Genomic DNA, 24,031 nt, shown 5'->3' with positions numbered 1-24,031 from the left:
AGCACTGGACTTCTCAGGGGACCCACAGGATTCACGTCCGTGCACCACTTCGGACGGCGTCTCGCCGCGATCCTTCTGCTCGTCGCCGTGGGAGCGCTCCTGCCCGCGCGGCCGGCCGCGGCCCACCCGTTCGGCGATCCACAGACCGTCACCGTCGCGCTCGACCCGGCCCGCCCCGAGGTCGTCCGGATCCGCTGGAAGGTGGGCGGGCTCGACGACCTCACGCTGCTCGGTGTGGCGCTGGGCGTGCTGCCCGAGGACCGCGTCCTCCTCGACGGGGCCGTCTTCTACCAGGCGTCGGACGCCGGTGCGGTCGGCCCGTCGGCGCAGCTGGCCGCGTACCTCCTCAAGCAGATCACCGTGACCGGCGCCGGAGAAGCGTGCCCCGGAACCGTGCTGGCGCCCAAGGACCTGGCCCGCGAGGGCGTGACCGTCGACTATGCCTGCCCGGCGCCGGTCGGCCGGGCCGCCGTCGCCGTGCGCACCCTGACCGATCTCAACCCGGCCTATCAGACGCTGGCCACCGGACCCGGCGGCCAGCACGCCGTCTACCGCGACGGCGAGGTCACCCACGACTGGGTCCTCGGCGACGTCGCGGCGGACGAACCAGATCTCGGGCGCAGCGCCGCCGTACAGATCGGCGGGGTCGCCCTCGGCGTGCTCCTCGTCGTGATCGTGCTGGTCGTGGCGGTGCGCCGGCGAGGCACCACCCACCCCACATAAGGAGACACCCTCCATGAACCGCAGGGCCCTGTGGCCTGTGCTCATGGTCGCCGTCACCGCCGCCGTCGTCGCACCCGCGACCGCGGGGGCACAGACGACGGCCGCGGGCAGCCCGCCCACGCTCAACGTGAGCGACGGGCGGACGCTCGACGGCACCACCCGCATCACCGCCGACCCGACCACCGAGGGCGACGCCGTCGTCGCCCTCACCGTCGACGGCAAGGCGCTGGACGCCGACAAGACCGCCGGCACCGCCCACCTCAGCTTCGACATGGGCGGCAACGGCACCGAGGGCCGCTACCACAACTATCTGGTGGTGAACGGCCACACCGCCGAGGCCGACCGTCTCTACCTGCCGGACATCGCCGGCGGCGTGCGCGGCACTGTCGACATCCCCGGCGAGTGGCTGCACAGTGGCGTCAACACGGTCACCGTCAACGCCGGCGCCAACTGGGTCGACACGACCAGCACCACCGCCACCGGCGTCGAGACCCTGCCCAACGGCGAGGGACTGCGCTGCCCGAACTACGACGACTTCGCGATCAGCAGCATCGGGCTCGGCCTGCTCGGCGTGGTCGCCGACAGCGAGCAGAACGCGTTCAGCTACAGCTTCGGCGACGGCACCTGCGGCACCTCGAAGAAGCTGCTGACTCAGCCGCTGACCTTCGTGATCTCCGGTGAGCCGGGCAGCACCGCCGGCCTCGGGGCCGATCTGGACACCACGAAGCTGAGCAACGGCACGCACACGATCGCGGCCGTCACCGCGACCGGCGGCACCGCGAGCGCCACGGTCGAGGTCAACAACGACCCGGCCGGCGCCGCGAAGATCACCCCGGCCGACGGCGTGCTGGTCCGCGGCGAGCAGCGGATCATCGCGGCCCCGGCCACCGGCGGCGGCGAGGCGGTCGCGAAGCTCGCCGTCGACGGCAAGGACGCCGAGGACGACGAGACGCTGGCCGGCACCTCGGCCACGCTGGCCCTGACCGTCGAGGCCGGCAACTCGATCGAGGCCAAGTACCACAACTACCTGCTGGTCAACGGCAACCGCGTCGACCTCGGCGGCGACTACGGCGTGGCCGGGGCCGAGACGGTCAGCCTGCCGTTCCCGGCCCGCTTCCTGCACAGCGGCGACAACGTCGTCGAGCTGCGCACCGGCACGTACAACGGCACGTCGGCCGGCGCCACCTGCGCCAACCACGACGACTTCAAGGTCACCCGCAGCTCGGCCACGCTGACGCTGTCGACCGAGGGCACGGTCACGGCCGGTACGACGTACCTCGTCACCGCCGGCACGAAGGCGGCCACCACCGCCGAGTCGATCGCGCTCGGTGACGGCACGTGCGGCGCCAACAAGGACCTCGAGCTGCACTTCGGCGTCGCGGGGGCGCCCACCACCCGTACCACCGGAACTCTCGGCAGTGGGGGCGACGCTCACCTGAAGGTCTTCGTCGGCGGCAACGGCTCCGACGGTGGCTACGACAACAAGGTGCTGATCAACGGCATCCCGCTCGACCTCGGCCTCTGGGAGAAGGAGACGGCCGACCTCGCCTTCCCGAACGAGTGGCTGGTGCCGGGCCTCAACAGTGTCGAGTTCGTGGCCGGCAACGACCACGGCAGCAGCTGCGCCAACTACGACGATTTCACGCTGCGGGACTTCGCGCTGACCCCGGCCGGTGGTAGGGCGACCCAGGTGACTCGCCTGATCGCCGGCACCACGGTCACGGTCGGCTCGGCGAGCTACCCGGCCGGATCGCCGGTCACCGTCTACGTCGGCGACGGCACCTGCGGCAGCAGCCACAACGCCACGCTCGACGCCACGATCATGTTCTACGTGACCGCCGCCGACGGCACGGCGCTGCCGGCGCTGGGCAGGCGGGCCGACCTCGACACCGCGTCCCTCGCCGACGGCAGGCACACCGTCACGGCCGTCGTGGGGGACAAGACCTCGACCCGCCGGATCACCGTCGACAACACCGCCCCCGAGATCGCGGACAGCACCCCGGCCGAGGGGCAGAAGCTCACCTCGACCGTGGCGCTGACCGTCGGCGTCAAGGACGCCTCGGGGGTGGCCGGCACACCGGCGGTCACCCTGGACGGCAAGGCCGTCAAGGAGGGCGACAAGATCGGGCACGGCCTGCCCGCCGGCGCGCACACGATCGCCGTCACCGCGACCGACGTGCTGGGCAACACGGCGACGCGGGAGATCCACTTCACCAGCGCCTACATCCCGGCGGTGCCGACTTCATTGGAGGCCGTCGCCGACGGTGACTCGGCCACGTTGTCGGCCAAGCTCGACGGGCCGGCCACGGCGACCTTCACCGCGGCCGGCGTGGTGCTGCCGACCGGCGGCTACCAGGGCGTCTCCGACACCGTGCCGACCACGCTGGACGTGGCCCACGACGCCGCCGTCGACGTGAACTCGCTGCGGCCCCTGGACGGGAAGACGGTCGACACCCCGTCCGGCCGGGACGTGGTGTTCCAGCGGTACGACCTGGCCGTGGGCACCCCGGCCCAGGAGCCGACGCTGCGCTGGGAAGGCACCATCGACCCGGCCCGGGTCGCCGCCCTGCGCGTGTGGGACGCGGCCGGCGGCAAGTGGGTCGTGCTCACCAGCTCGCGAGGCCAGTCCGGCAAGGCCACGGTGCTGACCGCGGCCCTGCCCGCCGGCTACCGCGCCGGCGGCACCGCGCACGTGCTGGTCACCGGCGAGGACCCGTTCGCCGACGACCTGTCGCCGCGTGACTCGAGCGCGCAGAACGACAAGGACCGGTTCGAGGACCCGTCCACGTACGACTTCTCGCTCGCGCACTTCACCGACACGCAGTACATCACCGAGGGCGCGGCCGGCGGCACGTACAACGACTGGGACGGCGCCGACGAGGCGTCCGACGTCGAGACGGCCGAGGAGCAGGCGATCTGGCAGAAGGCGTACCGGTCGGAGACGCAGTGGATCGCCGACAACGCGGCCCAGCGGAAGATCGCCTACACCGCGCACACCGGTGACGTGATCGAGAACGACTACTACGACCCGCTGGCCCGCAAGGCCGACGGCTCGCTGCTGCGGCCGGGCCTGAACGAGCAGGTCGAGAAGGAGCTCGCGGTCTCCTCGGGCAACCAGAAGGTGCTCGACGACAACGGCGTGGTCAACCAGGTCATCGCCGGCAACCACGACAACCAGCTCGGGGCCGAGACCGGTCCCGGCTCCCGGTTCAGCAAGACGTTCAGCGCCGACCGCTACTACAAGGTCGCCAAGTCGTGGCCGGCCGGCGCCGAATACCACTCCTGGGACGAGAGCGGCGCCACCCCGGGCAAGGACAACCAGAACAACTACGTCCTGTTCAGCGCGGGCGGGCTCGACTTCGTCGCGGTCGGTTTGTCGTACGGGGTCACGCGCGACGAGGCGCAGTGGGCCGACACCATCTTCAAGAAGTACAAGGACCGCAACGGCATCCTGCTCTCGCACGACTACCTGAAGCCGTCGGCCAACGCCGACGGCCGCGGGGCGGCGTTCTCCGAGCCGGACGGATCGGCCCTCTACAAGCAGGTGGTGGAGAGCAACCCGAACGTCTTCCTCGTGCTCGCCGGGCACGAGCACGGCGTCGGCACCAACCTGAAGTCGAACATCGGCGTCACCAAGACCCACGACGTGGTCGAGCTGCTGGCCGACTACCAGTTCTACACGGTGGCCAGCTCGGAGCTGTGGCCCGACAAGGTCGACGCCAACGGCGACATCGACGTCAACGGCGACGGCAAGATCGACCACAAGGCCACCGACCGTCTCCAGTTCGGCGCGAGCTTCCTGCGGCTGCTCCAGTTCGACGTCAAGCGGGCCGAGCTGCACATCGACACGTACTCGCCGTTCCTGAACAACTTCGGGGCGACCGAGTACGACATCCGCCAGGACGGCAGCCAGACCAAGCCCCGCTACAACGGCGCCGAGGACAACCTCACCCTGCCGGTCGACCTGACCAGCCGGAAGACGTCGTTCAGCACGGACTCGCTGGCCGCGTACGTGCCCGGCGGTGTGATCGGCGCGACCACGCTCGACGCGGCCGGCACGGCCTCGGTGACCTGGTCGAAGTTGCAGCCGGTGACGGCGTACGCGTGGGTCGTCTCGGCGCGTAGCGCGGACGGCGGTCTTGCGGTCGCCCAGCCCGCGGTGTTCCGTACCACCAAAGCCAAGCCCGCGATCGGCGTGACCACCACGCCGGTCGACTGGGGGACCGCGGCGCCGGTGACGATCAAGGTCGCCGGTGGAGTGGGCACCGTGGCGGTCAGTGAGGGGGCCAAGGTGCTCGGTTCGGCCGCGCTTTCCGGTGGTACGGCGGTGATCGCCCTACCCAAGGGCCTCGCCGGCGGAGACCACGAGCTGACCGTGTCCTACTCGGGCAGCGACACGCTCGAGGCCGGCACGGTGACCGCGACGCAGGTGGTCCGGCTGCCGGCGGCGTGGAACGCGACGACGGCCTACCAGGCCGGCAACCGGGTCACGTACCAGGGCAAGGTCTTCACCGCGTCCTACTACGCTCGCGGAGCGGCACCGGGCGACCCGAACGGAGCCTGGCAGGAACTGGCCATGACCGAGGCTGGTGACGCCGTGTGGACCGCGTCGCGGATCTTCCAGGCGGGCGACGTCGCGCTGTACGACGGCAAGTCGTTCAAGGCCCGCTGGTACACCCGCAACCAGAAGCCGGGCGACCCGAACGGCCCGTGGGCCGAGGTCGCCCCGCCCAAGCCGGACAACAGCCCGGCCGACTGGACCCCGACGACGGTCTATCTCGGCGGGGACCGGGCCACGTACAAGGAGCACGTGTACGAGGCGAAGTGGTGGAACCGCAACCAGGCACCGGGCGCCGCGTCCGGCCCCTGGAAGCTGATCAAGTAGTTCTCCCTCGGGGCCCGCGCACGTCGTGCGCGGGCCCCTTTCTCTATGCGAACGCGGCGGCGTGCTCGCGGGCGAAGGCGCCGATGTCGCGGGCCGGGCGGCCGGTGAGGGCCTCGACGTGACCGGTGGCGTGCTCGAAGCCGCCGGCCCGGATGAGGGCGAAGACACCGGCCAGATGGGCGGCGAGCCAGTCCGGCCGGCCCGCCCCCTCGAAGCGCGGGCGGGCCTGCTCCTCGGTCAGGTCGAGCGCGCGGACCGGACGGCCGGTCGCGTCCGCTATCGCCGCCGCCACGTCGGCGAACGTCACGGCCGAGGGGCCGGTGGGGTCGTACGCCTGACCCTCGTGCCCCTCGTCGAGCAGGGCCGCGGCGGCGCCGGCGGCCACGTCGCGGATGTCGATCATCGCGACCCGCCGGCCCGCGGTGGGCGCGGGCAGCAGGCCGGTGTGTGCGACACCCTCGGCCACCATGAGCAGGTTGGCCATGAAGAACGCGGGCCGCAGGATCACGGCCGGCATCTCCGTCTTGCGCAGGTGATCCTCGATCTCGCCGTGCCACTTGAAGGCGGGCAGAGCCGAGGCGGGGTCGGCGTGCATCGCGGAGAGCTTGACGATCCGTTCGGCGCCGGCCCGGGTGGCGGCGTCGATCACCGCGGTCTCCCGGGCGACCTTCTCGGGGCCGTCGGCGGCGCAGACATAGACGCGATCGCCGGGTCGCATGTCCTCCACGGCCGTGTGGACTTCGGCTCCCCGCGCCCGCAGTTCGCGGACGAGGTGGGTGCCGACTCTTCCGGCAGCGCCGGTGACGAGGACGCGGGTCATGGGATTACCTCCGGTGGAATGTTGTGGCCCTGATGGAAGAAGTTGCCGGGATCCCACACGCGCTTGATCGCGGCCAGGCGCGTGTAGTTGGCGGTGGTGAAGGCGTCACGGGTCCGTGACGGATCGGTCAGCAGGGTGAGGAAGGAACCGCCGGTCGCGTACGGGCGCAGCCGTGCCGACAGCCGGTCCAGGGCCTCGTCGCCGGCCGGACTCGGCCCGACGGCCATGACCGAGAACGGCACGTCGCGGTGCCCGGCCGGACCGGCGCCCGGGCCGGGGCGGGCCATGGCGCCACCCCAGTGGCGTACCTCGACGAACCCGAGCGGCGAGTCGGGGGCGCCGGCCGTGACGACCGTGTCCAGCAGGTCGTCGGGCAGCGTGCGGAAGAGCTCGATCTCCTGGCGGACGGCCATCGGCGGCGCGTCCGGGCCGTTGGTGGCGTCGCTCGCGTCGGGAAAAGAGCGCATCGCGTACGCGTCGACCAGCGGCGGCCCGGCCGCCGCGAGCAGTGGGGCGAGCACCCGGTGGCCGTCGTCGCCATGGTGGAAGGCCCGGATCGCCAGCAGGCGGCGCCCGCTCGACGGCTCGCGGACCAGCAGGACGGCCGTGTTCATGGCCTCCGGCTCGCCGGGAGCCCAATCACGGTAGGCGGCGAGCGTGGCCGGCGCGCGCTCCAGCGGATAGAGGGACATGCCGGAGAACACCCGCCGTACGGGATAGAGCCGGAACTCCAGCGAAGTGACGACGCCGAAGTTGCCGCCACCGCCGCGCAGCGCCCAGAACAGATCCGGATGCTGATCGGCCGACACGGTGAGCGTGGTCCCGCCGGCGGTGACGACGTCGGCGCGGACGACACTGTCGGCGGCGAAGCCGAAGGTCCGCGACAACCACGACTGGCCGCCGCCGAGCGTGTAGCCGGTGACCCCGACGGTGCTGCAGCGACCGGCCAGCCCGGCCAGCCCGTACCGGGCGGCGGCCCGGTTGACGTCGGCCCACACCGCGCCCGGCCCGACCCGGGCGATCCGGCGTCGGGGATCGATCTCGACGCGGTCGAGGGCGGTGGTCTTGAGCAGCAGGCCGCCGTCAGCGGGTGCGAGGATGCCGTGCCCGGTGGCCTGCACGGCGAAAGGCAGGGCGTGCTCGCGGGCGGTGAGCACGGCCTGGCGTACGTCGTCCGGGCCCGCGGCCGCCACGATGACGGCCGGCCGCGACGCGAAGGCCCGCTGCCAGCCGGCCCGGTGCCCGTCGTAGCCGGCGTCGCCGGGGCGGAACACCGGGCCGCTTGCGATGAAGGTCGTCATGCGGCCGAAGCTATGCAGGCGGCGGCCCGGGACGGATGCTGTGTGGATGTGGTCCGGATGTGTCGTGCGGGTGCTGGGGACGGCCGGGGTGCGTTCCGGGCCACGGCTGGAACGCAAGGCCCGGGAGCTGCTGACCGTCCTGACCGTTCACGCGCCGGCCGCGGTCACCCTGGACGAGATGGCCCGGCTGCTCTGGGACGACCCACCGCCGTCGGCGGTCAAGACACTGCGCGCCCATCTTTCCCGCATCCGCGCGGCGCTTTCCACGTCCGTCGCCCTTTCCGGCACCGCTGCCCTTTCTGGTCCCGGCGGCTTTCCTGGTCGCCGAGCCGGGGTTGATTCCGAGGACGGCGCTGAGTCGAGGGACGCCGTCGACGTCGGCGCCCGGATCGAGCGGGTCGGGCGGGACGCCTATCGCCTCGCGATCGAGCCGGGCCACACCGACGTCGGGCTGATCGCGGACGCCCGCGCCCGGGCCCGGCGGCTGCTCGGGGACGGGCGGCCGGACAGCGCGGCGGCGGTGCTGGCCGAGGCGCGCGAACTGTGGCGCGGCGACCCGGAACTGCCGGACACGGTCGCGGCGGCGGCGCTGCGCCAAGGCTGGCGGCAGGAGCGGCGGCTCCTCATCCAGGAACACCTCGGCTGCCTCGTGGCGGGAGCCGACCCGGGCGCGGCCCTGGGCGAGCTGGAACGGCTGACCACCGCCGACCCGCTGGACGAGCCACTGTGGGCCCACTACGTGCGCGCGCTGAACCGGGCCGGCCGGCCGACCGAGGCGCTGCGGGCCGCGGCCACCGCCCGGGCCGCGCTCGTCGAGGTCGGCCTCGACCCGTCGGCCGCGCTGCGCGCCGCGCAGACGGAAGTGCTGCGGCCACCCGCGACCGCCGCGGTCCGCTACGCCACCGACGGAACCGGCTCGACCGCGTACAGCCGGCTGTCGGACCGCGGCCACGACCTCGTCGTGCTCAACCCGGGGATGCTCACCATCGACGGGCTGCTCGACGGCCCGTACGCCCGAACCGCTCTCAACGCTCTGTCCGAGCACGCCGCGGTGCTCTGCCTCGACCGGCGCGGCATCGGCCTCTCCGACCCGCTCGACCCGGAGCGGCCGCCGCTGCAGCAGTGGGCCGACGACGTACGCCGGGTCCTCGACGCCGCCGGGATCCGCCGCACCGACCTGTTCGCCAACTTCGACACCGGCCTGGTGGCGCTGGAGTTCGCCGCCCGGCATCCGGACCGCGTACGACGCCTGGTCCTGGCCCAGTGTTTCCCGCGATACACGAGGAGCGGCGATTATCCGTACGGCCTGGACCGCCGTACCACCGAGACCCTGATCCGTGACACCGTCTCACCGGCCCGCGGCATGGATTCGGTGGCGCAGGCGGCGCCGAGCGTGGCCGCCGACGAAACCTTCCGGCAGTGGTGGAACCGCCTGGGCCGCCGAGCCGCCGCCCCCGCACCGGCGGCCGCGATCCGAGCGGTGGCGACCGGCGCCGACGTACGCCATCGGCTGCCCGAGGTGACCGCGCCGACCCTGATCCTGCACCGCCGCAACTGCCTCAACGTCGACATAGGACACGCGCACTACCTGGCCGCCCACCTGCCGTCGGCCCACCTGCGGGTCGCGCCCGGAACCGACGCCCTGTGGTTCACGGACTCGGCCGAGCTGAGAAGGTACGCGACGGACTTCCTCACGGCCTGAGAACAACCGCGACGCCGTCGGCGCGCGGGTCGCTGCCGGCGTCGAGAACATCCCCGCGCAGCCGGGCCACCTGAACGTGCCCGGCGTCGTCATGCGGCCCCGACGTGCTCTCGACGGCGTAATCACCGGCCTCCGCGGCCAGCCCCGGCTCGAGCAGCAGGGTGGGCACGGTCCGCCCGATCTCACCGGCCCCGATGACCCAGCGGGGCCGGCCCACGAGCTGATTCAGGTCCCGCGCGCCCACGACATCGGCCGCCACTTGAGCGAGAATCCACGGCTGCGACCGCCCACCCTGACACCCGAGGGCGATGACACCGTCACGGGTGACCGCGATGGTCGGGCACAGGGTGTGCGGCGGCCGCGAACTCCCTCGGATCCGCCCCGGATGCGCCGGATCGAGGCTGAACGACGACCCCCGGTTGTGCAGGACGACGCCCGTAGCGGGATCGAGCAGCCCCGCCCCAAAACTGAAGAACACACTCTGGATCAGCGTGACGGCGTTCCCCGCACTGTCCACGGCGCTGACCGCCACGGTGTCGCCGCTCGCACGCCCACCCCATGCGCCTTCTCCGCTCGCGCGTTCACCCCTCGCGCGTTCGCTCCTTGCGTTCGCCCCTCGCGCGTCTTCGCCCCTCGCGCGTTCACCCCGCCCGTCCTTACCGCTCGCCTTCTCTTCTCGCAATTCGGATATTCCCGATCTGCTGCTTAAGGCTTCCGCGCCCTCGGAGTGATGGGGCAGAAGGCCGTCCAGATCGATCGGCCTAGTTCGGGGATCGCCCAGGAAGGCATCGCGGGCGGCCCGGGCTCGCCAGGCGTCCGCGAGCAACGTTCCCGAGCCGACCAGGTCGAGGAACGTGGCTCCCTGCACCGGAGGCGGCGCCGCCGACCAGACAACCCCGTCGACCTCCCGGCTCAACGGATCCACCACCTCGGCCCGGTGCGCCGCGAAGTCGGCTCCGGTCAGAGCGCTACCCAGCTTGCGGAGCCCCTCGACCAGCGGCGACCGGTCATAGAAGGACCGCCAGTCCTCGGCGATCGAGGTCAAAGTCCGGGCCAGAGCCGGCTGTACGAGGTGATCGCGCAGCCGGTCGCCATCCATGAGCAGGGCGGTGAGACCGGGGTCGGCGCGGATGACGTCCAGCCCGGCCTGGGCCGCGCGGCGCAGGCCCGGGCTCACCGCCACGCCCTTCTCGGCCAGGGCGATCGCCGGGCCCAGCAGCTCGTGCAGGGGGCGGGTGGCGCCCAGTTCGGCGATCGCCGCCCATCCCGCCACCACGCCCGGCACGGTGACGGTCTGCGGACCGGCGACCGGCATGTGAGCGCCGACCGCACGCCGAGCCGCCACATTCGTCGCGGCCGCGCGCCGCGCCGCCACATTCGTCGCGGCCGCGCGCCGCGCCTCCCCATCGGATGCGGCCGCGCGAAGGGCTTCCACATCGGTCGCGGCCGCGGCGGCGCCGATCGAGAGCACGGCCCGTGGTGGCCGGCCGGCCGGGCGGACGATCGCCACCAGGTCGCCGCCGATCGAGCACTGGTGCGGATAGGCGACGGTCAGCGCGGCGGCCGCGGCCAGGGCGGCGTCGAAGGCGTTCCCGTCGATCGTGCGGGCGGCGCCGGCCGCGCCCGGGTGGGGCGCGGCCAGTGCGACGGCGAGGGTCATGCGGAAAGACTAGAGAAGAACGCCCGTACGTCGTCGATGAAAAGTTTCGGCTCCTCGGCCGAGAGGAAGTTGCCGCCGGCCGGCAGCTCGGTCCAGTGGGTGACCGGGGTGTCGCGGTCGGCGAACCGGCGGATGGTGATGTCGGTGACGCCGAGGGCCACGCCCAGCGGGAAGGTGGAGCGGGGCTTCGGGGCCCAGGCCGCCGGGTCGTGCGCGGCTTCCCAGTACAGGTTGGCCGACGAGCCGGCGGTGCCGGTGAACCAGTAGAGGCTGACGTTGGTGAGCAGCAGATCGATGCCGACGGAGTCCTCGGGCAGTTCGGCCGCCGGATCGGTCCACTCCTTGAACTTCTCGGCGATCCAGGAGAGCTGCCCGACGGGCGAGTCGTGCAGCCCGTACGCGAGGGTCTGCGGCCGCGTCGACTGAATGACGTTGAAGCCCATCTTGTCGTCCCGGAACTCCTGAAGGCGCTGCAGCCGCCCCTGCTCGGCCTCGGTGAGCCCGTCGAACTCGGCCGGATCCCCGGTGGGGAACGTGATGTGCCCGTTGACGTGGGCGCCGATCACCCGCTCGGGCGCCTGCCGCCCCATCTCGACGGCGATGGCGCCGCCACCCCCGGTGCCCTGCACGCCGTACCGCTCGTACCCCAGCCGCCGCATGACCTCGTGGTAGGCCCCCGCGATCTTCGGCGTGTTCCACCCCGCGGTGGTGAAAGGCCCGGAGAAGCCAACACCCGGAGTGCTTATGAGTACGAGGTGGAAGTCCGCCTTGAGCGCCTCGACAACCGGAAGGTAGAGCGCGAAGGACCCCGGCCAGTCATGGGCGAACACCAGCGCCGTCGCCTCCGGATTGTCCGAGCGCACGTGAGCGAAGTGCAGGGTCTGCCCGTCCACTTCGGTCAGAAATTGCGGAAGCTCATTGAGCCGCGCCTCAGCGCCCCGCCAGTCGAACTGCCCACCCCAGTACTCGGCCAGCCCACGCAGGTAGTCAACCGGCACACCCCGCACCCACCCCTGCCCCGGAACCTCAGGCGACCACCGAGTACGAGCAAGGCGCTCACGAAGATCAGCGATCTCAGCGTCAGAGATGTCAATGCGGAAGGGGCGGATCGCGGTCATTACCAGTCTCCTCCATCAGCGGAACAGAATGTTCCGTTCCGCTATCGACTGTACTCCGAGACGCAGCGGAACGGAATACTCTGTTCCGCAAAGCTCCGGCGCCTCCTCGACCGCATCCCACATCGTGTCCTTCTTGTCCGCGTTCTCCTGTCATGCCGCTTCCTGCGCTCGGTTTCTCACCGCGCCGCGCCCTGTCTGGCCGCGCCCTGTCTGGCCGCGCTCTGTCTGGCCGCGCTCTGTCTGGCCGCGCTCTGTCTGGCCGCGCTCTGTCTGGTCGCGCTCTGTCTGGCCGCGCACTGCCTGGCCGCGCCCTACCGGGCCTGCTCTGTCTAACCGCGCTCTTCCTGGTCAGCTGTCCCGTGTCTGGGCGTCCCGTATCCGTGCCTTCCGGCCCGAGTTCTCTGGCCGAGCCCTCCTGCGGTCTTCTGCCGCGCCCCGTCCGAGCCGAGTAATCCGCACATGCCGCATGTCGCCGATGCCCTCCGCGTCTGAGTGAGTCCCTTGGCTGCCTTCTTTTGCCCGGACCTTGGCTGCGTTCTCCTCCCGGGCCCTTCGCCCGCGTTCTCCTGTCCGCGCCTTTGCCTGCGTTCCTCCGTACGAGAGCGGAGCGGAACGTTCCGTTCCGGTAGGCTGTGGCTATGGCGATCTCTGAGCGGGCCCGCAGGGCGGCCCTGAATGACACCGCGATCCTGGCTGCGGCTCGGGACGTCTTCATCGCTGACAAGCGGGCGCCGATCTCGGAGGTCGCGGAGCGAGCCGGGGTCGGGATCAGTGCGCTGTACCGGCGGTACCCCAGCAAAGAGGAACTGCTGCGGGTGCTGTGCCATGACGGCCTCAAGACCTTCATCGCGGCGGCCGAGGACGCCACGGCCGAGCCGGACGGCTGGGTCGCGTTCGAGAACTTCCTGCGCACGGTTGTCGACGCGGACGTTCACTCGCTGACCGTGCATCTGGCCGGCACGTTCACGCCGACGGCGGAGATGGACGACGACGCCGCCCGGGCGAACGACCTGGCCGCGGTTCTGTTCGACCGAGCTCGCCCGTCGCTGCGCTCGGGTGTCGTGATGGCCGACGTGACGATGCTGCTGGAGATGTGCGCGGCGGTTCGGATTCCCGACGCCGAACGCACCAAGGAACTGCGCGAGCGCTACCTGACCGTCCTGCTCGACGGCATCCGCGCCGGCACCGACCTGCCGGGTCCCGAGCCCACCGACGCGGAACTCGGCTGGCGCTGGCGCCAGTAACGTACTCGCGCCGACCAGGTCCCGAGCGCACCGACGCGGAAGTCGGCGGGCGCTGGCGCCGATAACCTACCCACGCCGACCGGGTCGCGAGCCCACCGACGCGGAACTCGGCTGGCGCTGGCGCCAGTAACGTAGCCGCGCCGACCGGGTCATCGCCGGACCGCTTGCGGGCCCGCGGCGAACATGCGCCATAGCGTGGCGACCGCGGTATGAGCGATCGCTGTCAGGGGGCGGGGCGCTCGACGACCATCTCGTTCGGGCCCGGTGCCGGCGAGGTGGCCCGGCGGGCCCGGTGGCGGTTGCGGGCGCTGGTACGGGCTTGGAGTGCTCCGGTGATCAGGACGAGCAGGACCGCGAAGGCCAGCAAACCGATCGGGTCGGCCATGCGGGTGGCGGGGGTGTGGACCGGCGGATGGTCGTGGCTGACGAAGCCGGGGATCGAGGGCAGCGCCCAGGAGATCACCAGCGCGATCAGCAGGGCGCTGACGGCCGAGGCGAGCGCTCCCGGGCCGGCACGGCGCCGCCGTACGGCCACGACGGCGCCGGCCGCGACACTGCCGATCAGCCCCGCCCCGACGTTGGTCACGAGCACGGGGGCGGCCAGCACGAGCGCCGTCCACAGCGCGGCGGCAACCAGCGCGGCCAGACCCACGTCGCGGATCGAAGCACCAATGGCCATAGGAAGACGCTAGTCGCGTGCGGTGCCCCGTCAATCGGCCGATGGTGCGTGCCCTCGAGGGCTTGGTAGGCCCGATGACCGGGTGGGGAGCGTTCGTGGCTACCTTTTCATGCGTGGCCGCTACCCGCCTGAACCGTGTCGCTGTGCTTGTGCTTGAAGGGGCTAAACCCCTTGACGTCGGGATTCCGGCTCAGGTGTTCACGACGCGGGCCAGCATGCCGTACGAGGTGAAGGTCTGTGGGGCCAGACCCGGGCTGGTGACCGGTGGGGACGGGCTGTCGTATCACGTGGCGGACGGGCTTGACGCGCTCGAGTGGGCGGACATCGCCTTCATCCCCGGATATCGGCGGCCCGACCAGGAGGATCCGCCGCGGGAAGTGGTGCGGGCTTTACGGGGAGCCCACGAACGAGGGACGCGGCTGGCGGCGATCTCCACCGGCGCGTTCGCGCTGGCGGCGACCGGGCTGCTCGATGGGCGGCGGGCCACCACGCACTGGCATTACACGCGGCAACTGGCGTCCAAGTATCCGCATGTGCGGGTGGACGAGAACGTGCTCTTCGTCGACGAGGGCAGCGTGCTGACCTCGGCCGGGGCGGCGTCCGGGATCGACCTGTGCCTGCACATTCTGCGCGGGGACATGGGTGTGGCCGCGTCCAACCACGCGGCGCGGCGGCTGGTGGCGGCGCCGTACCGGAGTGGGGGTCAGGCGCAGTATGTGCCGCGCAGTGTGCCCGAGCCGCTCGGTGAACGGTTCGCGGCGACGCGGGAGTGGGCGCTGCACCGGCTCGGCAAGCCGCTCACGCTGGAGATTCTGGCCCGGCACGCGCGGGTGTCGCCGCGGACGTTCTCGCGGCGGTTCGTCGAGGACACCGGGTACACCCCCATGCAGTGGGTGATGCGGGCCCGCATCGACGTCGCGCGGGAACTGCTCGAACGTTCCGAGCGCAGCGTCGAGCAGATCGCGGCCGACGTGGGGCTCGGCACCGGGGCGAACTTGAGGCTGCACTTCCGGCAGATCCTCGGGACGACGCCCACCGAGTACCGGCACACGTTCGCTGAGTAGGCGTTGGCGCGATCCTTACGGACCATGGCGCTCGCGCCGCTGTCACGCTTCCGGGCCGGCGGACAGTCTTGAGGGCATGACACGCATCGCGATCAACGGATTCGGCCGCATCGGGCGCAACGTGCTGCGCGCCCTGCTGGAACGGGACAGCAAGCTCGAGATCGTGGCCGTCAACGACCTCGCCGATCCTACGGCGCTGGCGCGGCTGCTCGCCTTCGACAGCACCTCGGGCCGGCTCGGCCGCCCGGTCACCGTCGAGGGGGACACGATCGTCGTCGACGGCCGGCGCATCAAGGTGCTGGCCGAGCGCGTACCGGCCGACCTGCCGTGGAAAGAGCTCGGCGTGGACCTCGTGCTCGATGCGACCGGGCGCTTCACGTCCGCCGAGGCGGCCAAGGCCCACCTGGCCGCCGGCGCGAAGAAGGTCTTGGTCGGGGCGCCGTCGGACGGCGCCGACGTGACGATCGCCGTCGGGGTCAACAGCGACGCCTACGACCCGGCGGCCCACACCATCGTCTCCAACGCTTCCTGTACGACGAACGCCCTGGCCCCGCTCGCGCAGGTCCTCGACGAGCTGGCCGGCATCGAGCACGGCTTCATGACGACCGTCCACGCGTACACCCAGGAGCAGAACCTGCAGGACGGCCCGCACCGGGACGCCCGGCGGGCGCGGGCGGCCGCGGTCAACATCGTGCCCACCACGACCGGCGCCGCCAAGGCCATCGGCAAGGTGCTGCCGAACCTCGACGGCAAGCTGTCCGGCGACTCGATCCGCGTGCCGGTGCCGGTCGGCTCGATCGTCGAGCTCAACACCGTCGTCGCCCGTGACGTCACCCGCGAGCAGGTCCTCGAGGCCTACCGGGCGGCGGCGAACGGCCGGCTGGCCGGCGTTCTCGAATACTCCGAGGATGCCCTGGTCTCCTCCGACATCGTCGGCAACCCGGCGTCGTCGATCTTCGACTCGGCCCTGACCCGGGTCGAGGGCCGCAACATCAAGGTCGTGGCCTGGTACGACAACGAGTGGGGCTTCTCCCACCGCGTCATCGACACGCTGGAGCTGCTGGCCGCCACCGTCTGAGGCTCACCGGGCGGCCACCCACGTCGCGATCTGGGCTCGCCGCGAGACGCCGAGCTTGGTGCGGATGTGCTCGACGTGGGCGGCCGCCGTCTTCGGCGCGATGGTCAGCGCCACGGCGATCTCGCGGTTGGTCCGGCCCTCGGCCACGAGCCGCGCCACCTCCATCTCGCGCGCCGACAGCACGGCCGGTTCCGAGGGCGGCGAGGAGACAGGACCGGGAAGACCCGCTTGCGTGTACGCCGTGACAGCGGCCTCGCGGAAGGCGGCCGCGTCCGCCGGCCGGCGCGAGCGGGTCGCGCACCGGGCCTGATCGAGCAGCACGGCCGTGCCCTCCCAGAACCGTCCCCGGGCCGCCCAGAACGCGGCGGCCGAGGCCAGGGCCACCCGCGCCTTCCCGGTCTGGCCCTCGTGCAGCAGGATCAGGCCCTCGGCGTGGTCGATGGCGCCGAGCGTGCCCGGGATGCCCCGTTCGTGCAGCAGTTCCGACGCGCGCCGCCACCAGTCGCGGGCGGCCGTCGGGCCGGTGGCCGTCAGGTGCGCCCGGGTGCCCGTCACCACGTACGGGAAAAGGTAGGCCGCGTCCCGCACGCGCGAGGAAGCCGCGAAGCCCTCCTCGCAGAGGCCCAGGGCCGTGCCGAGATCGCCGCGCGCGAGAGCCACCTCGGCCTGGCCCCACCACGCGGGGGAGAGGCGCTGCAGCTCACGCATCGCGGCGCCGAGCCGCGCGGCCTCGTCGAGATGTGTGGTGGCCTCGTCGTACCGGCCGCGGCTCAGCGCGACATAGCCGAGCACGTGCCGGGCCGTGATCTCCGTGGTGATGCCGCCGCCGTCGGCCAGCACCCGCCGGGCCAGCATCGACGCCTCCTCGACGGCGCCGGTCGCCCACCGCACGTGCGCGAGGTGCGCGGTCATGTAGTGCTCGTCGTTGACCCGTTCGGCCCGCGCGGCGTAGGCGATCCCCTCCTCGAGCACATCGGCGGCCCGCGGGTACTCCACCAGCACGGACAGGCTGGAACCGAGCATCCGGTACGCCCGCGCGGCCTGCGCCTCGAGCCGCAGCCCGGCCGAGCGGGTGATCGCCCCGCGCAGCAGCTCCGTGCCCTCCGTCATGCGCCCGGCGAACAGGAACACCGACCCCACCGTCGCGTCGAGGTCGCAGCGCACCTGATGGCCGCCGTCGTCCGGCAAGTCACTGGTGAGGGCGCGGGCCAGCTCGCCGTCGGCGATCGCCTCGGTCAGCCGGCGGTCCAGCATGTACGCGGCGGACAGGGCGGCGTGGATCCGGGCCCGCTCGGGCGCGCGGCCGGCGACCAGCGGCAGGGCGTCGCGCAGGGCGGCGGTGCGCTCGGTCAGGCCGGCGCCGAGCAGATGGCGTACGGCCACCCAGTCGGGCAGAAGCGCGGCCGCCCCCGGGCCGTCGCCCCGGTCGAGCCGTAGCCGATACGCCTGCTCGTAGCAGTCGGCCGCCGCGGTGTTGTCGTCGACGGCGGCCAGTTCGGCGGCCAGCGCGGCCAGCAGTCCGGCCCGCTCGGCCGGCGGCAGCGTGGCCGGCCAGGTGCGCCGCGCCCGCCGGTAGAGCTGGACGGCCTCGCGGTGCGCGGACATGGCCGACGCCTCGGTGGCGGCCGCCAGCGCGTGCCGGAAGGCCCGGTCGGTGAGGCCGGCCCGCTCGTACTGGTCGCTGAGGAACGCGTCCGGAAAGCCGGCGGCCGCGGCGGCGGCCCGGGCGTGCAGATCCCGCCGCCGATGCGGGGCGATGTCGGCGTAGAGCGCGTCCCGGATCAGCGCGTGCCGGAAGTCGTACCCGTCCCGGTCGTCGCGCGGGCGCACGAAGAACCGCGCCGTGAGCTCGCGCAGCCCGTCGTCCACCGCGTCCGGGCCGGCACCGGTGATCGCGGTCAGCAGGCCCAGATCGAAGGAGCGGCCCAGCACGGAGGCCACCTCGGCCAGTGCCCTCGCCGCCGGCGACAACGCGGCGGCCCGCGCGAGCACGGCATCGGCCAGCGTTTCCGGTACGCCGTCGTCGGTGCCGGCGGCCAGGAACTCCTCGACGTGCAGGGGGATGCCGTCGCTGCGCGCGTGCACGGCGGCGGTGACCGATCGCGGCAGGCCGGCCCCGGCGATGGCGGTGGCCATGGCGGCCGTCTGGGCCGGGTCGAGGCGGGGGAGCCGCACCTCCTCGGCCAGCCGCTGGGTGAGCAGGCGGGTACGCCACCGCCGCATCGGCACCCGCGGGTAGAGCTCGTCGCTGCGGTACGTGCCGACGACCATCAGACGCCCCTGCTTGGCGCGGGCGCCCAGGCGCCCGATCACGTCGAGGGTCAGGTCGTCGGCCCAGTGCAGGTCCTCGCAGGCGACCAGCAGCGGCCCGGCCGTGCCGGGCCGGGCGATCAGGTCGGCCAGGTCGGCCACGAGCAGGCGGCGCTGCCGGTGCTGGTCGCCGTCGGCCAGCTCGTGCAGCCGTGCGGCCAGCCGTTCCCCGGCGGCCGCCGTCTCCGGCCGGAGGCGCATCTCGGCCCCGAGGTCGGCCAGCATCCCGCCGGCGATCTCACTGTCGCCGGGCGCGGCGCCGGCCGCGATCACGAGGTAGCCCGCCGCCCGGGCCCGGCCGGCGATCTCGCCGAGCAGCCGGGTCTTGCCGATGCCGGCCTCACCGGCCAGAAAGAGCAGCTCACCGGTGGCGGCGGCCAGTCGCCGCTCGGCCAGCGCGATCAGGTCGTCGCGCCCGACGAGCACGGGGCTGCTGAGCGTCACCCCGCGACTTTAGGCCGGCCGCGCCGGCTTCTTAGGTGCTCTGACCGATGTCCGACGCCGCGGCCCCGGCCAGGCTTGGGACATGGCGAAATTCATGGATGTACACAGCGGATTCCACGGCGTCACCGCCGAGCAGCTGAGCGCGGCCCACGACGCCGACCTCAAGATCGAGGGGGACGAGGGCGTGCACTTCGAGCGGGCCTGGCTCGACCCGGAGGCAGGCAAAGTGTTCTGCCTGAGCACCGGGCCGAGCAAGGAGGCGGTCATGCGCGTTCACGAACGCGCCGGCCACCCGACGACCGAGGTCTACGAGTTGACCGTCGAGGTCTGATCCGCGGCCGACGGGTTCACATTCGTCCGCGAGCGGACGATCTCGACCACGTGCGCGACGGCGTCGTCGACGGCGACGCCGTTGCGCTGCGAACCGTCCCGGTAGCGGAAGGACACCGTGCCCCCGTTGACGTCGTCGTCGCCGGCGATCGCCATGAAGGGGATCTTCTGCTGCTGAGCGGTGCGGATCTTCTTCTGCATGCGCTCGGTCGAGTGGTCCACCTCGGCGCGGATGCCCTGCTTGCGCAGTTTCTGGACGAACTCCTCCAGGTACGCGGCGTGGTCGTCGCGGATCGGGATGCCCACCACCTGCACCGGCGCCAGCCAGGCCGGGAACGCGCCCGCGTAGTGCTCCACGAGCACACCGAAGAAACGCTCGATCGAGCCGAACTTCGCCGAGTGGATCATCACCGGCTCCTGGCGGGTGCCGTCGGCCGCCTGGAACTCCAGCCCGAAGCGGGCCGGCTGGTTGAAGTCGTACTGAATGGTCGACATCTGCCACGTACGGCCGATCGCGTCCTTGGCCTGGACCGAGATCTTCGGACCGTAGAAGGCGGCGCCGCCCGGGTCGAGCACCAGCTCGAGCCCGGACTCGGCGGCCACGTCCTCCAGGACCTTGGTCGCGACCGCCCACTGCTCGTCCGAGCCGATGAATTTGTCGCTCTTCGGGTCCCGGGTCGACAGCTCCAGGTAGTAGTCGTCCAGGCCGAAGTCGTCGAGCAGCGAGCGCACGAAGTTCAGCAGGTGCTTGATCTCGCCCGGCGCCTGCTCGGCGGTCACGTACGAGTGCGAGTCGTCCTGGGTGAGGCCGCGGACCCGGGTCAGGCCGTGCACCACGCCCGACTTCTCGTAGCGGTAGACGGTACCGAACTCGAAGAACCGCAGCGGCAGCTCACGGTAGGACCGCCCGCGCGACCTGAAGATCAGGTTGTGCATCGGGCAGTTCATCGCCTTGAGGTAGTAGTTCGCCCCCTCGAGCTCCATCGGGGGGAACATCGTGTCCTTGTAGTACGGCAGGTGCCCGGAGGTGTGGAACAGCCCCTCCTTGGTGATGTGCGGCGACGAGACGTACTGGAAACCCTCCTCGATGTGGCGGGCGCGGACGTAGTCCTCCATCTCGCGCTTGATGATGCCGCCCTTGGGGTGGAACACCACGAGACCGCTGCCGATCTCGTCGGGGAAGGAGAACAGGTCGAGCTCGGTGCCGAGCTTGCGGTGGTCGCGGCGCTCGGCCTCGGCGAGACGATTGAGGTACGCCTTGAGCTCGTCCCGCGACGGCCACGCCGTGCCGTAGATGCGCTGCAGCTGCGGGTTCTTCTCGCTGCCACGCCAGTAGGCGGCGGCCGACCGCATCAGCTTGAACGCCGGGATCAACCGGGTGGTGGGCAGGTGCGGGCCGCGGCACAGGTCGCCCCAGACGCGCTTGCCGTCCTTGTCGACGTTGTCGTAGTGGGTCAGCTCGCCGTGGCCGACCTCCATGACCTCGTCGGCGTCGACGTCACCCTTGAGGTCGACCAGCTCGAGCTTGTACGGCTCGTCGGCCAGCTCGACCTTGGCCTCCTCGAGCGACCGGTACTCCCGGCGGCGGAAGCTCTGCCCGGCCTTGACGATCTCCTGCATGCGCTTCTCGAGCTTCTGCAGATCCTCCGGCTGGAACGGCTTCGGCACGTCGAAGTCGTAGTAGAAGCCGTTCTCGATCGGCGGCCCGATGCCGAGCTTGGCCTCGGGGAAGATGTCCTGTACGGCCTGGGCGAGCACGTGCGCGGCCGAGTGGCGCAGCACGTTGAGCCCGTCCGGCTCGTCGATCGCCACCGGCGTCACGTCGGTGTCCAGCTCAGGCTGCCAGTCGAGGTCACGCAGGCGACCGGAGGCGTCCCGAACGACGACGACCGCCTTGGGCCCGTTCATCGGCAGTCCGGCCGCGGCCACCGCGTCGGCGGCCGTAGTCCCGGCCGGGACGACGAGAGGGTCGGCCACAGCGGGGGTACGGGATGCGGACACGGTGATCTCCTTTACGAAAAGCATGCGTAGGCCTTGACGATGCTATCCGCCCGAAAATTCCCGCGATGAGGCAGCAAGCTTTTCCGTCACCGGTTCACCCGCTCCGCACCAGACGCCGGGTCGCGGCATCGTCGGGCTCAGCGATCGTTCTTGCGTTGTTCGCCATGCCGGTCGTGGGCGGTGCCGCGCAGGCCGCTACGCCATGCCCGTACTGCAACTTCTGTGCGCCCGGCGCGTACGCAGAGCAATCCTTCTGCATGGGGTGGCACCGGGTCCAATCCATCGACCCCTGTTGACCCCGCCGTATCCAGCATCCACTGGGGGCTCACATGCGTAAGAAGCTGTCCGCTGCCGCCGCCGCCCTTCCGGGCTGTACTGAAAGTGTTTCGACCACGCCCGAATGTCTCTTGTACGCCCGCGACCGGTTGCGCACCCTCGCACCATGACGCTCACAAGAAAATGGCGGATCCTGCCCGTCGCGTTCGTCGCGATGCTCCTCGCGACCTTCGCCCAACCCCCGCAGGCGGCCCTGGCGGCCTCCCGCTGGCGCATCGAGCACCGCAACTACACGTCGATGTGCCTGGACGGCAACAACGCCGGTGGCCAGGCGTATCTCTGGCAATGCGTGAAGGCCACCAACCAGTACTACTACTTCGATCTGGTCGAGGGTCTGTATTACCACCTGCGCAACGCGAAGACCGGCCGATGCCTCGGCAGCAACGGCGTACACGGCGACTCGCCGATCTACAACCTGGCCTGCGACGGCAACTGGGCGACGCACTGGTCGGTCGTCTTCGCGGGCCGGGAGAACGGCCACGACTACTACAAATTCGAGCCGCGGTACGTGGACGGTTTCTGCATCGCGCCATCGGACGAGTACAACGGCACCGGGATCGTCATGCACGTGTGCCAGAGCAGCTTCGACGACTGGACCTGGTACCAGATGTAACACGTTCGCTCGCGGGGGGAGGGAACGGCTGATGACCAGAACGCTGAACGACGCCCGCCGGGGGCGCCGGCTCCCGACATGGGAGACCACCAGGGGTTACGTGCCGAGCCACCCACGGTGGTACGTATTGATACCTGTCGACATGTCGACAAGTAGGTACGTTCTTCGCGCGTGAGTCCGCATCGTGGATGCCATGGGGAGCTTGCGCATTCACTTCGGCGTAGCCGACCTCAGCCGAACACAGGTGTTGGGCACACACGACCCGATGTGGGAAACGGTCTGCGCGGTACACCGTCTCCAGACCCCGCTCGGCCGCCACGATTACACGGCTTGGCGCCAGAAACTGCGCGCGAACCTGCATCAGGCCGGAGGCTTGCCGGCGATCCGCGAATTCCTTGTTCCGCTGCTGCCGCGGTCTGCCTACTTCCCTGACCTGCTCACTCCAGCTCCAAGCGCGGACCTCGACGTCACGATCGACCGGATTCAGCGCACCGATGTCCGCCGCCTGCGGCGGGAACTGGGCCGCCTCGACCCGCCCGCGTACGCCCGCAATGCCGTCGCCGACGTCGCCGCGGGCCGCCCGGCGGCGCTGAACCGGCTCGGCGCCGCGCTGCGCGACTTCTATCGGCTCGCGATCGAGCCGCACCTCGCGACTGTCTCGGCGACGCTGGCCGCGGACCGTGCCCGGCGTGCCGCTCAGGTGCTCACCGAAGGGCCCGGCAACCTGCTGCACGGTCTCGGGCCGACTGTGCGGTGGGATCCGCCGGTTCTCACCGTCGCCGGCTATCCGGTGGACCGTGACCTTGAGCTCGGCGGTCGCGGCCTCACCTTGGTGCCGTCGTACTTTTGCTGGCGTTACCCGATCGCGCTCGCCGACCCCGACTTGCCGCCGGTGCTCGTGCACCCGGTGCAGCGCGCCTCCGGTGAACTCGTCCGCCCGCCTCCGGGGCTCATCAGGCTGCTCGGCCGTACTCGGTCCGCGGTGCTCCAGCTGACCTGGGCCGGCGCCACGACCTCCGAGCTGGCCCGACTCACCGGCGCCTCCTTGGCGACGGTCAGCGAGCACGCCACTGTGCTGCGTAACGCGGGCCTGATCGCCAGTCACCGGCACGGCAACATGATGATCCATCGGGTGACGGATCTCGGAACATCCCTGCTTCGCCGCCACTGACCAGTCTTCAACGCTGTCCGGATCTCGGATCTAGCATGCTTGTCATGGACGACGTCAACGCCGGTGAGCTGCCCGAGCTGACGTTCGCGCTCCCGGCCATCCCGGCCTCGGCCGGCGCGCTGATACGTGGGCGCAAGAACCGCCTGCTCATCCTGAAACCGACGTACAAGGGCGGCTGGACGATCCCGGGTGGGGTTGTCGAGATCGGCGAGTCACCGTGGGAGGCATGTCGCCGCGAAACTGAGGAGGAGTGCGGCCTCAAAGTCACCGCGGGGCGGCTCAGGTGCGTCGACTTCCGCCGGCCTCGGCCTCACCGCCCGGGTGGTATGCGCTTCCTCTTCGACTGCGGCGTCTTCGACGACGCCGTCTTGGACACGGTGGTCATCCAGCCGATCGAGATCGCCGAAAGCCGGATCCTGCCGATCGACGCGGCGCTGCCGCTACTGAGCGGACCCGTGCGACGTCGCGTACGGGCCGCTTGGAAGGCGAAACGAGTGCGTTATCTGGAGGACGGCCGCCCGGTACCGGGGGTCAGCCCGTAGCGATCGGGAG

The 24,031-nt window shown here is 71.4% G+C and carries 17 protein-coding genes; 10 read left to right on the top strand and 7 right to left on the bottom strand.

Going from position 1 to position 24,031, the window contains the following annotated elements:
• Window positions 1–39: 39 nt before the first annotated feature.
• The gene (locus AB0C26_RS02490; protein ID WP_360240289.1) at window positions 40–723 is read left to right on the top strand and encodes a hypothetical protein; all 684 of its coding nucleotides are present in this window, start codon (window positions 40–42) and stop codon (window positions 721–723) included.
• A 13-nt stretch (window positions 724–736) separates the two neighbouring features.
• The gene (locus AB0C26_RS02485; RefSeq protein WP_360240286.1) at window positions 737–5,608 is read left to right on the top strand and encodes a carbohydrate-binding protein; all 4,872 of its coding nucleotides are present in this window, start codon (window positions 737–739) and stop codon (window positions 5,606–5,608) included.
• A 43-nt stretch (window positions 5,609–5,651) separates the two neighbouring features.
• Here the strand turns inward: AB0C26_RS02485 and AB0C26_RS02480 are convergent, their stop codons facing one another.
• Window positions 5,652–6,428 carry an NmrA family NAD(P)-binding protein gene (locus AB0C26_RS02480; RefSeq protein ID WP_360240283.1) on the bottom strand — a complete coding sequence of 259 codons (777 nt, stop codon included), beginning with the start codon at window positions 6,426–6,428 and terminating at the stop codon, window positions 5,652–5,654.
• Entirely contained in the window at window positions 6,425–7,729 is a 1,305-nt protein-coding gene (locus AB0C26_RS02475; RefSeq protein WP_360240280.1) for an FAD-binding oxidoreductase, read from the bottom strand. The genes AB0C26_RS02480 and AB0C26_RS02475 overlap by 4 nt, the downstream gene beginning before the upstream one ends.
• Before the next feature lie 46 nt (window positions 7,730–7,775).
• Here AB0C26_RS02475 and AB0C26_RS02470 point away from each other — a divergent pair, with 46 nt between their 5' ends.
• Window positions 7,776–9,431 carry an alpha/beta fold hydrolase gene (locus AB0C26_RS02470; RefSeq protein WP_360240277.1) on the top strand — a complete coding sequence of 552 codons (1,656 nt, stop codon included), beginning with the start codon at window positions 7,776–7,778 and terminating at the stop codon, window positions 9,429–9,431.
• Here the strand turns inward: AB0C26_RS02470 and AB0C26_RS02465 are convergent.
• Entirely contained in the window at window positions 9,421–11,091 is a 1,671-nt protein-coding gene (locus AB0C26_RS02465) for a gamma-glutamyltransferase (RefSeq protein WP_360240274.1), read from the bottom strand. The genes AB0C26_RS02470 and AB0C26_RS02465 overlap by 11 nt on opposite strands.
• Complete coding sequence (locus AB0C26_RS02460) at window positions 11,088–12,209, bottom strand: epoxide hydrolase family protein (protein ID WP_360240271.1); 1,122 nt, start codon at window positions 12,207–12,209, stop codon at window positions 11,088–11,090. Before AB0C26_RS02460 ends, AB0C26_RS02465 begins: the two co-directional genes overlap by 4 nt.
• A 638-nt stretch (window positions 12,210–12,847) precedes the next feature.
• Here AB0C26_RS02460 and AB0C26_RS02455 point away from each other — a divergent pair.
• Complete coding sequence (locus tag AB0C26_RS02455) at window positions 12,848–13,453, top strand: helix-turn-helix domain-containing protein (protein WP_360240268.1); 606 nt, start codon at window positions 12,848–12,850, stop codon at window positions 13,451–13,453.
• A 223-nt stretch (window positions 13,454–13,676) separates the two neighbouring features.
• Here the strand turns inward: AB0C26_RS02455 and AB0C26_RS02450 are convergent, their stop codons facing one another.
• Window positions 13,677–14,132, bottom strand: a complete 456-nt coding sequence (locus tag AB0C26_RS02450) for a hypothetical protein (RefSeq protein ID WP_360240265.1) — start codon at window positions 14,130–14,132, stop codon at window positions 13,677–13,679.
• Window positions 14,133–14,206: 74 nt separating this feature from the next.
• Here AB0C26_RS02450 and AB0C26_RS02445 point away from each other — a divergent pair, with 74 nt between their 5' ends.
• Window positions 14,207–15,196, top strand: a complete 990-nt coding sequence (locus tag AB0C26_RS02445) for a helix-turn-helix domain-containing protein (RefSeq protein WP_360240262.1) — start codon at window positions 14,207–14,209, stop codon at window positions 15,194–15,196.
• Window positions 15,197–15,272: 76 nt separating this feature from the next.
• Window positions 15,273–16,274 carry a type I glyceraldehyde-3-phosphate dehydrogenase gene (gene gap / locus AB0C26_RS02440; protein WP_360240260.1) on the top strand — a complete coding sequence of 334 codons (1,002 nt, stop codon included), beginning with the start codon at window positions 15,273–15,275 and terminating at the stop codon, window positions 16,272–16,274.
• 3 nt (window positions 16,275–16,277) lie between these two features.
• Here gap and AB0C26_RS02435 read toward each other — a convergent pair whose 3' ends face one another.
• Window positions 16,278–19,028 carry an AAA family ATPase gene (locus AB0C26_RS02435; protein WP_360240257.1) on the bottom strand — a complete coding sequence of 917 codons (2,751 nt, stop codon included), beginning with the start codon at window positions 19,026–19,028 and terminating at the stop codon, window positions 16,278–16,280.
• A gap of 82 nt (window positions 19,029–19,110) precedes the next feature.
• On the opposite strand from AB0C26_RS02435, the gene AB0C26_RS02430 reads away from it, so the two are divergent.
• A complete protein-coding gene (locus AB0C26_RS02430) occupies window positions 19,111–19,359 on the top strand; it encodes an SCO4226 family nickel-binding protein (protein WP_360240254.1) in 249 nt (82 codons plus the stop codon).
• Here AB0C26_RS02430 and thrS read toward each other — a convergent pair.
• The gene (thrS, locus tag AB0C26_RS02425; protein WP_360240251.1) at window positions 19,335–21,359 is read right to left on the bottom strand and encodes a threonine--tRNA ligase; all 2,025 of its coding nucleotides are present in this window, start codon (window positions 21,357–21,359) and stop codon (window positions 19,335–19,337) included. The two genes, AB0C26_RS02430 and thrS, sit on opposite strands and share 25 nt — an antisense overlap.
• A gap of 442 nt (window positions 21,360–21,801) precedes the next feature.
• On the opposite strand from thrS, the gene AB0C26_RS02420 reads away from it, so the two are divergent.
• From AB0C26_RS02420 to AB0C26_RS02410, 3 genes are all read left to right on the top strand, one after another.
• Window positions 21,802–22,308 carry an RICIN domain-containing protein gene (locus AB0C26_RS02420; RefSeq protein ID WP_360240248.1) on the top strand — a complete coding sequence of 169 codons (507 nt, stop codon included), beginning with the start codon at window positions 21,802–21,804 and terminating at the stop codon, window positions 22,306–22,308.
• A 193-nt stretch (window positions 22,309–22,501) separates the two neighbouring features.
• The gene (locus tag AB0C26_RS02415) at window positions 22,502–23,479 is read left to right on the top strand and encodes a winged helix-turn-helix domain-containing protein (protein WP_360240245.1); all 978 of its coding nucleotides are present in this window, start codon (window positions 22,502–22,504) and stop codon (window positions 23,477–23,479) included.
• Window positions 23,480–23,523: 44 nt separating this feature from the next.
• The gene (locus AB0C26_RS02410) at window positions 23,524–24,021 is read left to right on the top strand and encodes an NUDIX hydrolase (protein ID WP_360240242.1); all 498 of its coding nucleotides are present in this window, start codon (window positions 23,524–23,526) and stop codon (window positions 24,019–24,021) included.
• The last annotated feature ends 10 nt before the right edge of the window (window positions 24,022–24,031 follow it).

The organism is Actinoplanes sp. NPDC048796 (assembly GCF_040650035.1).
Classification (GTDB): domain Bacteria; phylum Actinomycetota; class Actinomycetes; order Mycobacteriales; family Micromonosporaceae; genus Actinoplanes.
This window is presented reverse-complemented; position numbering and strand designations above follow the sequence as displayed.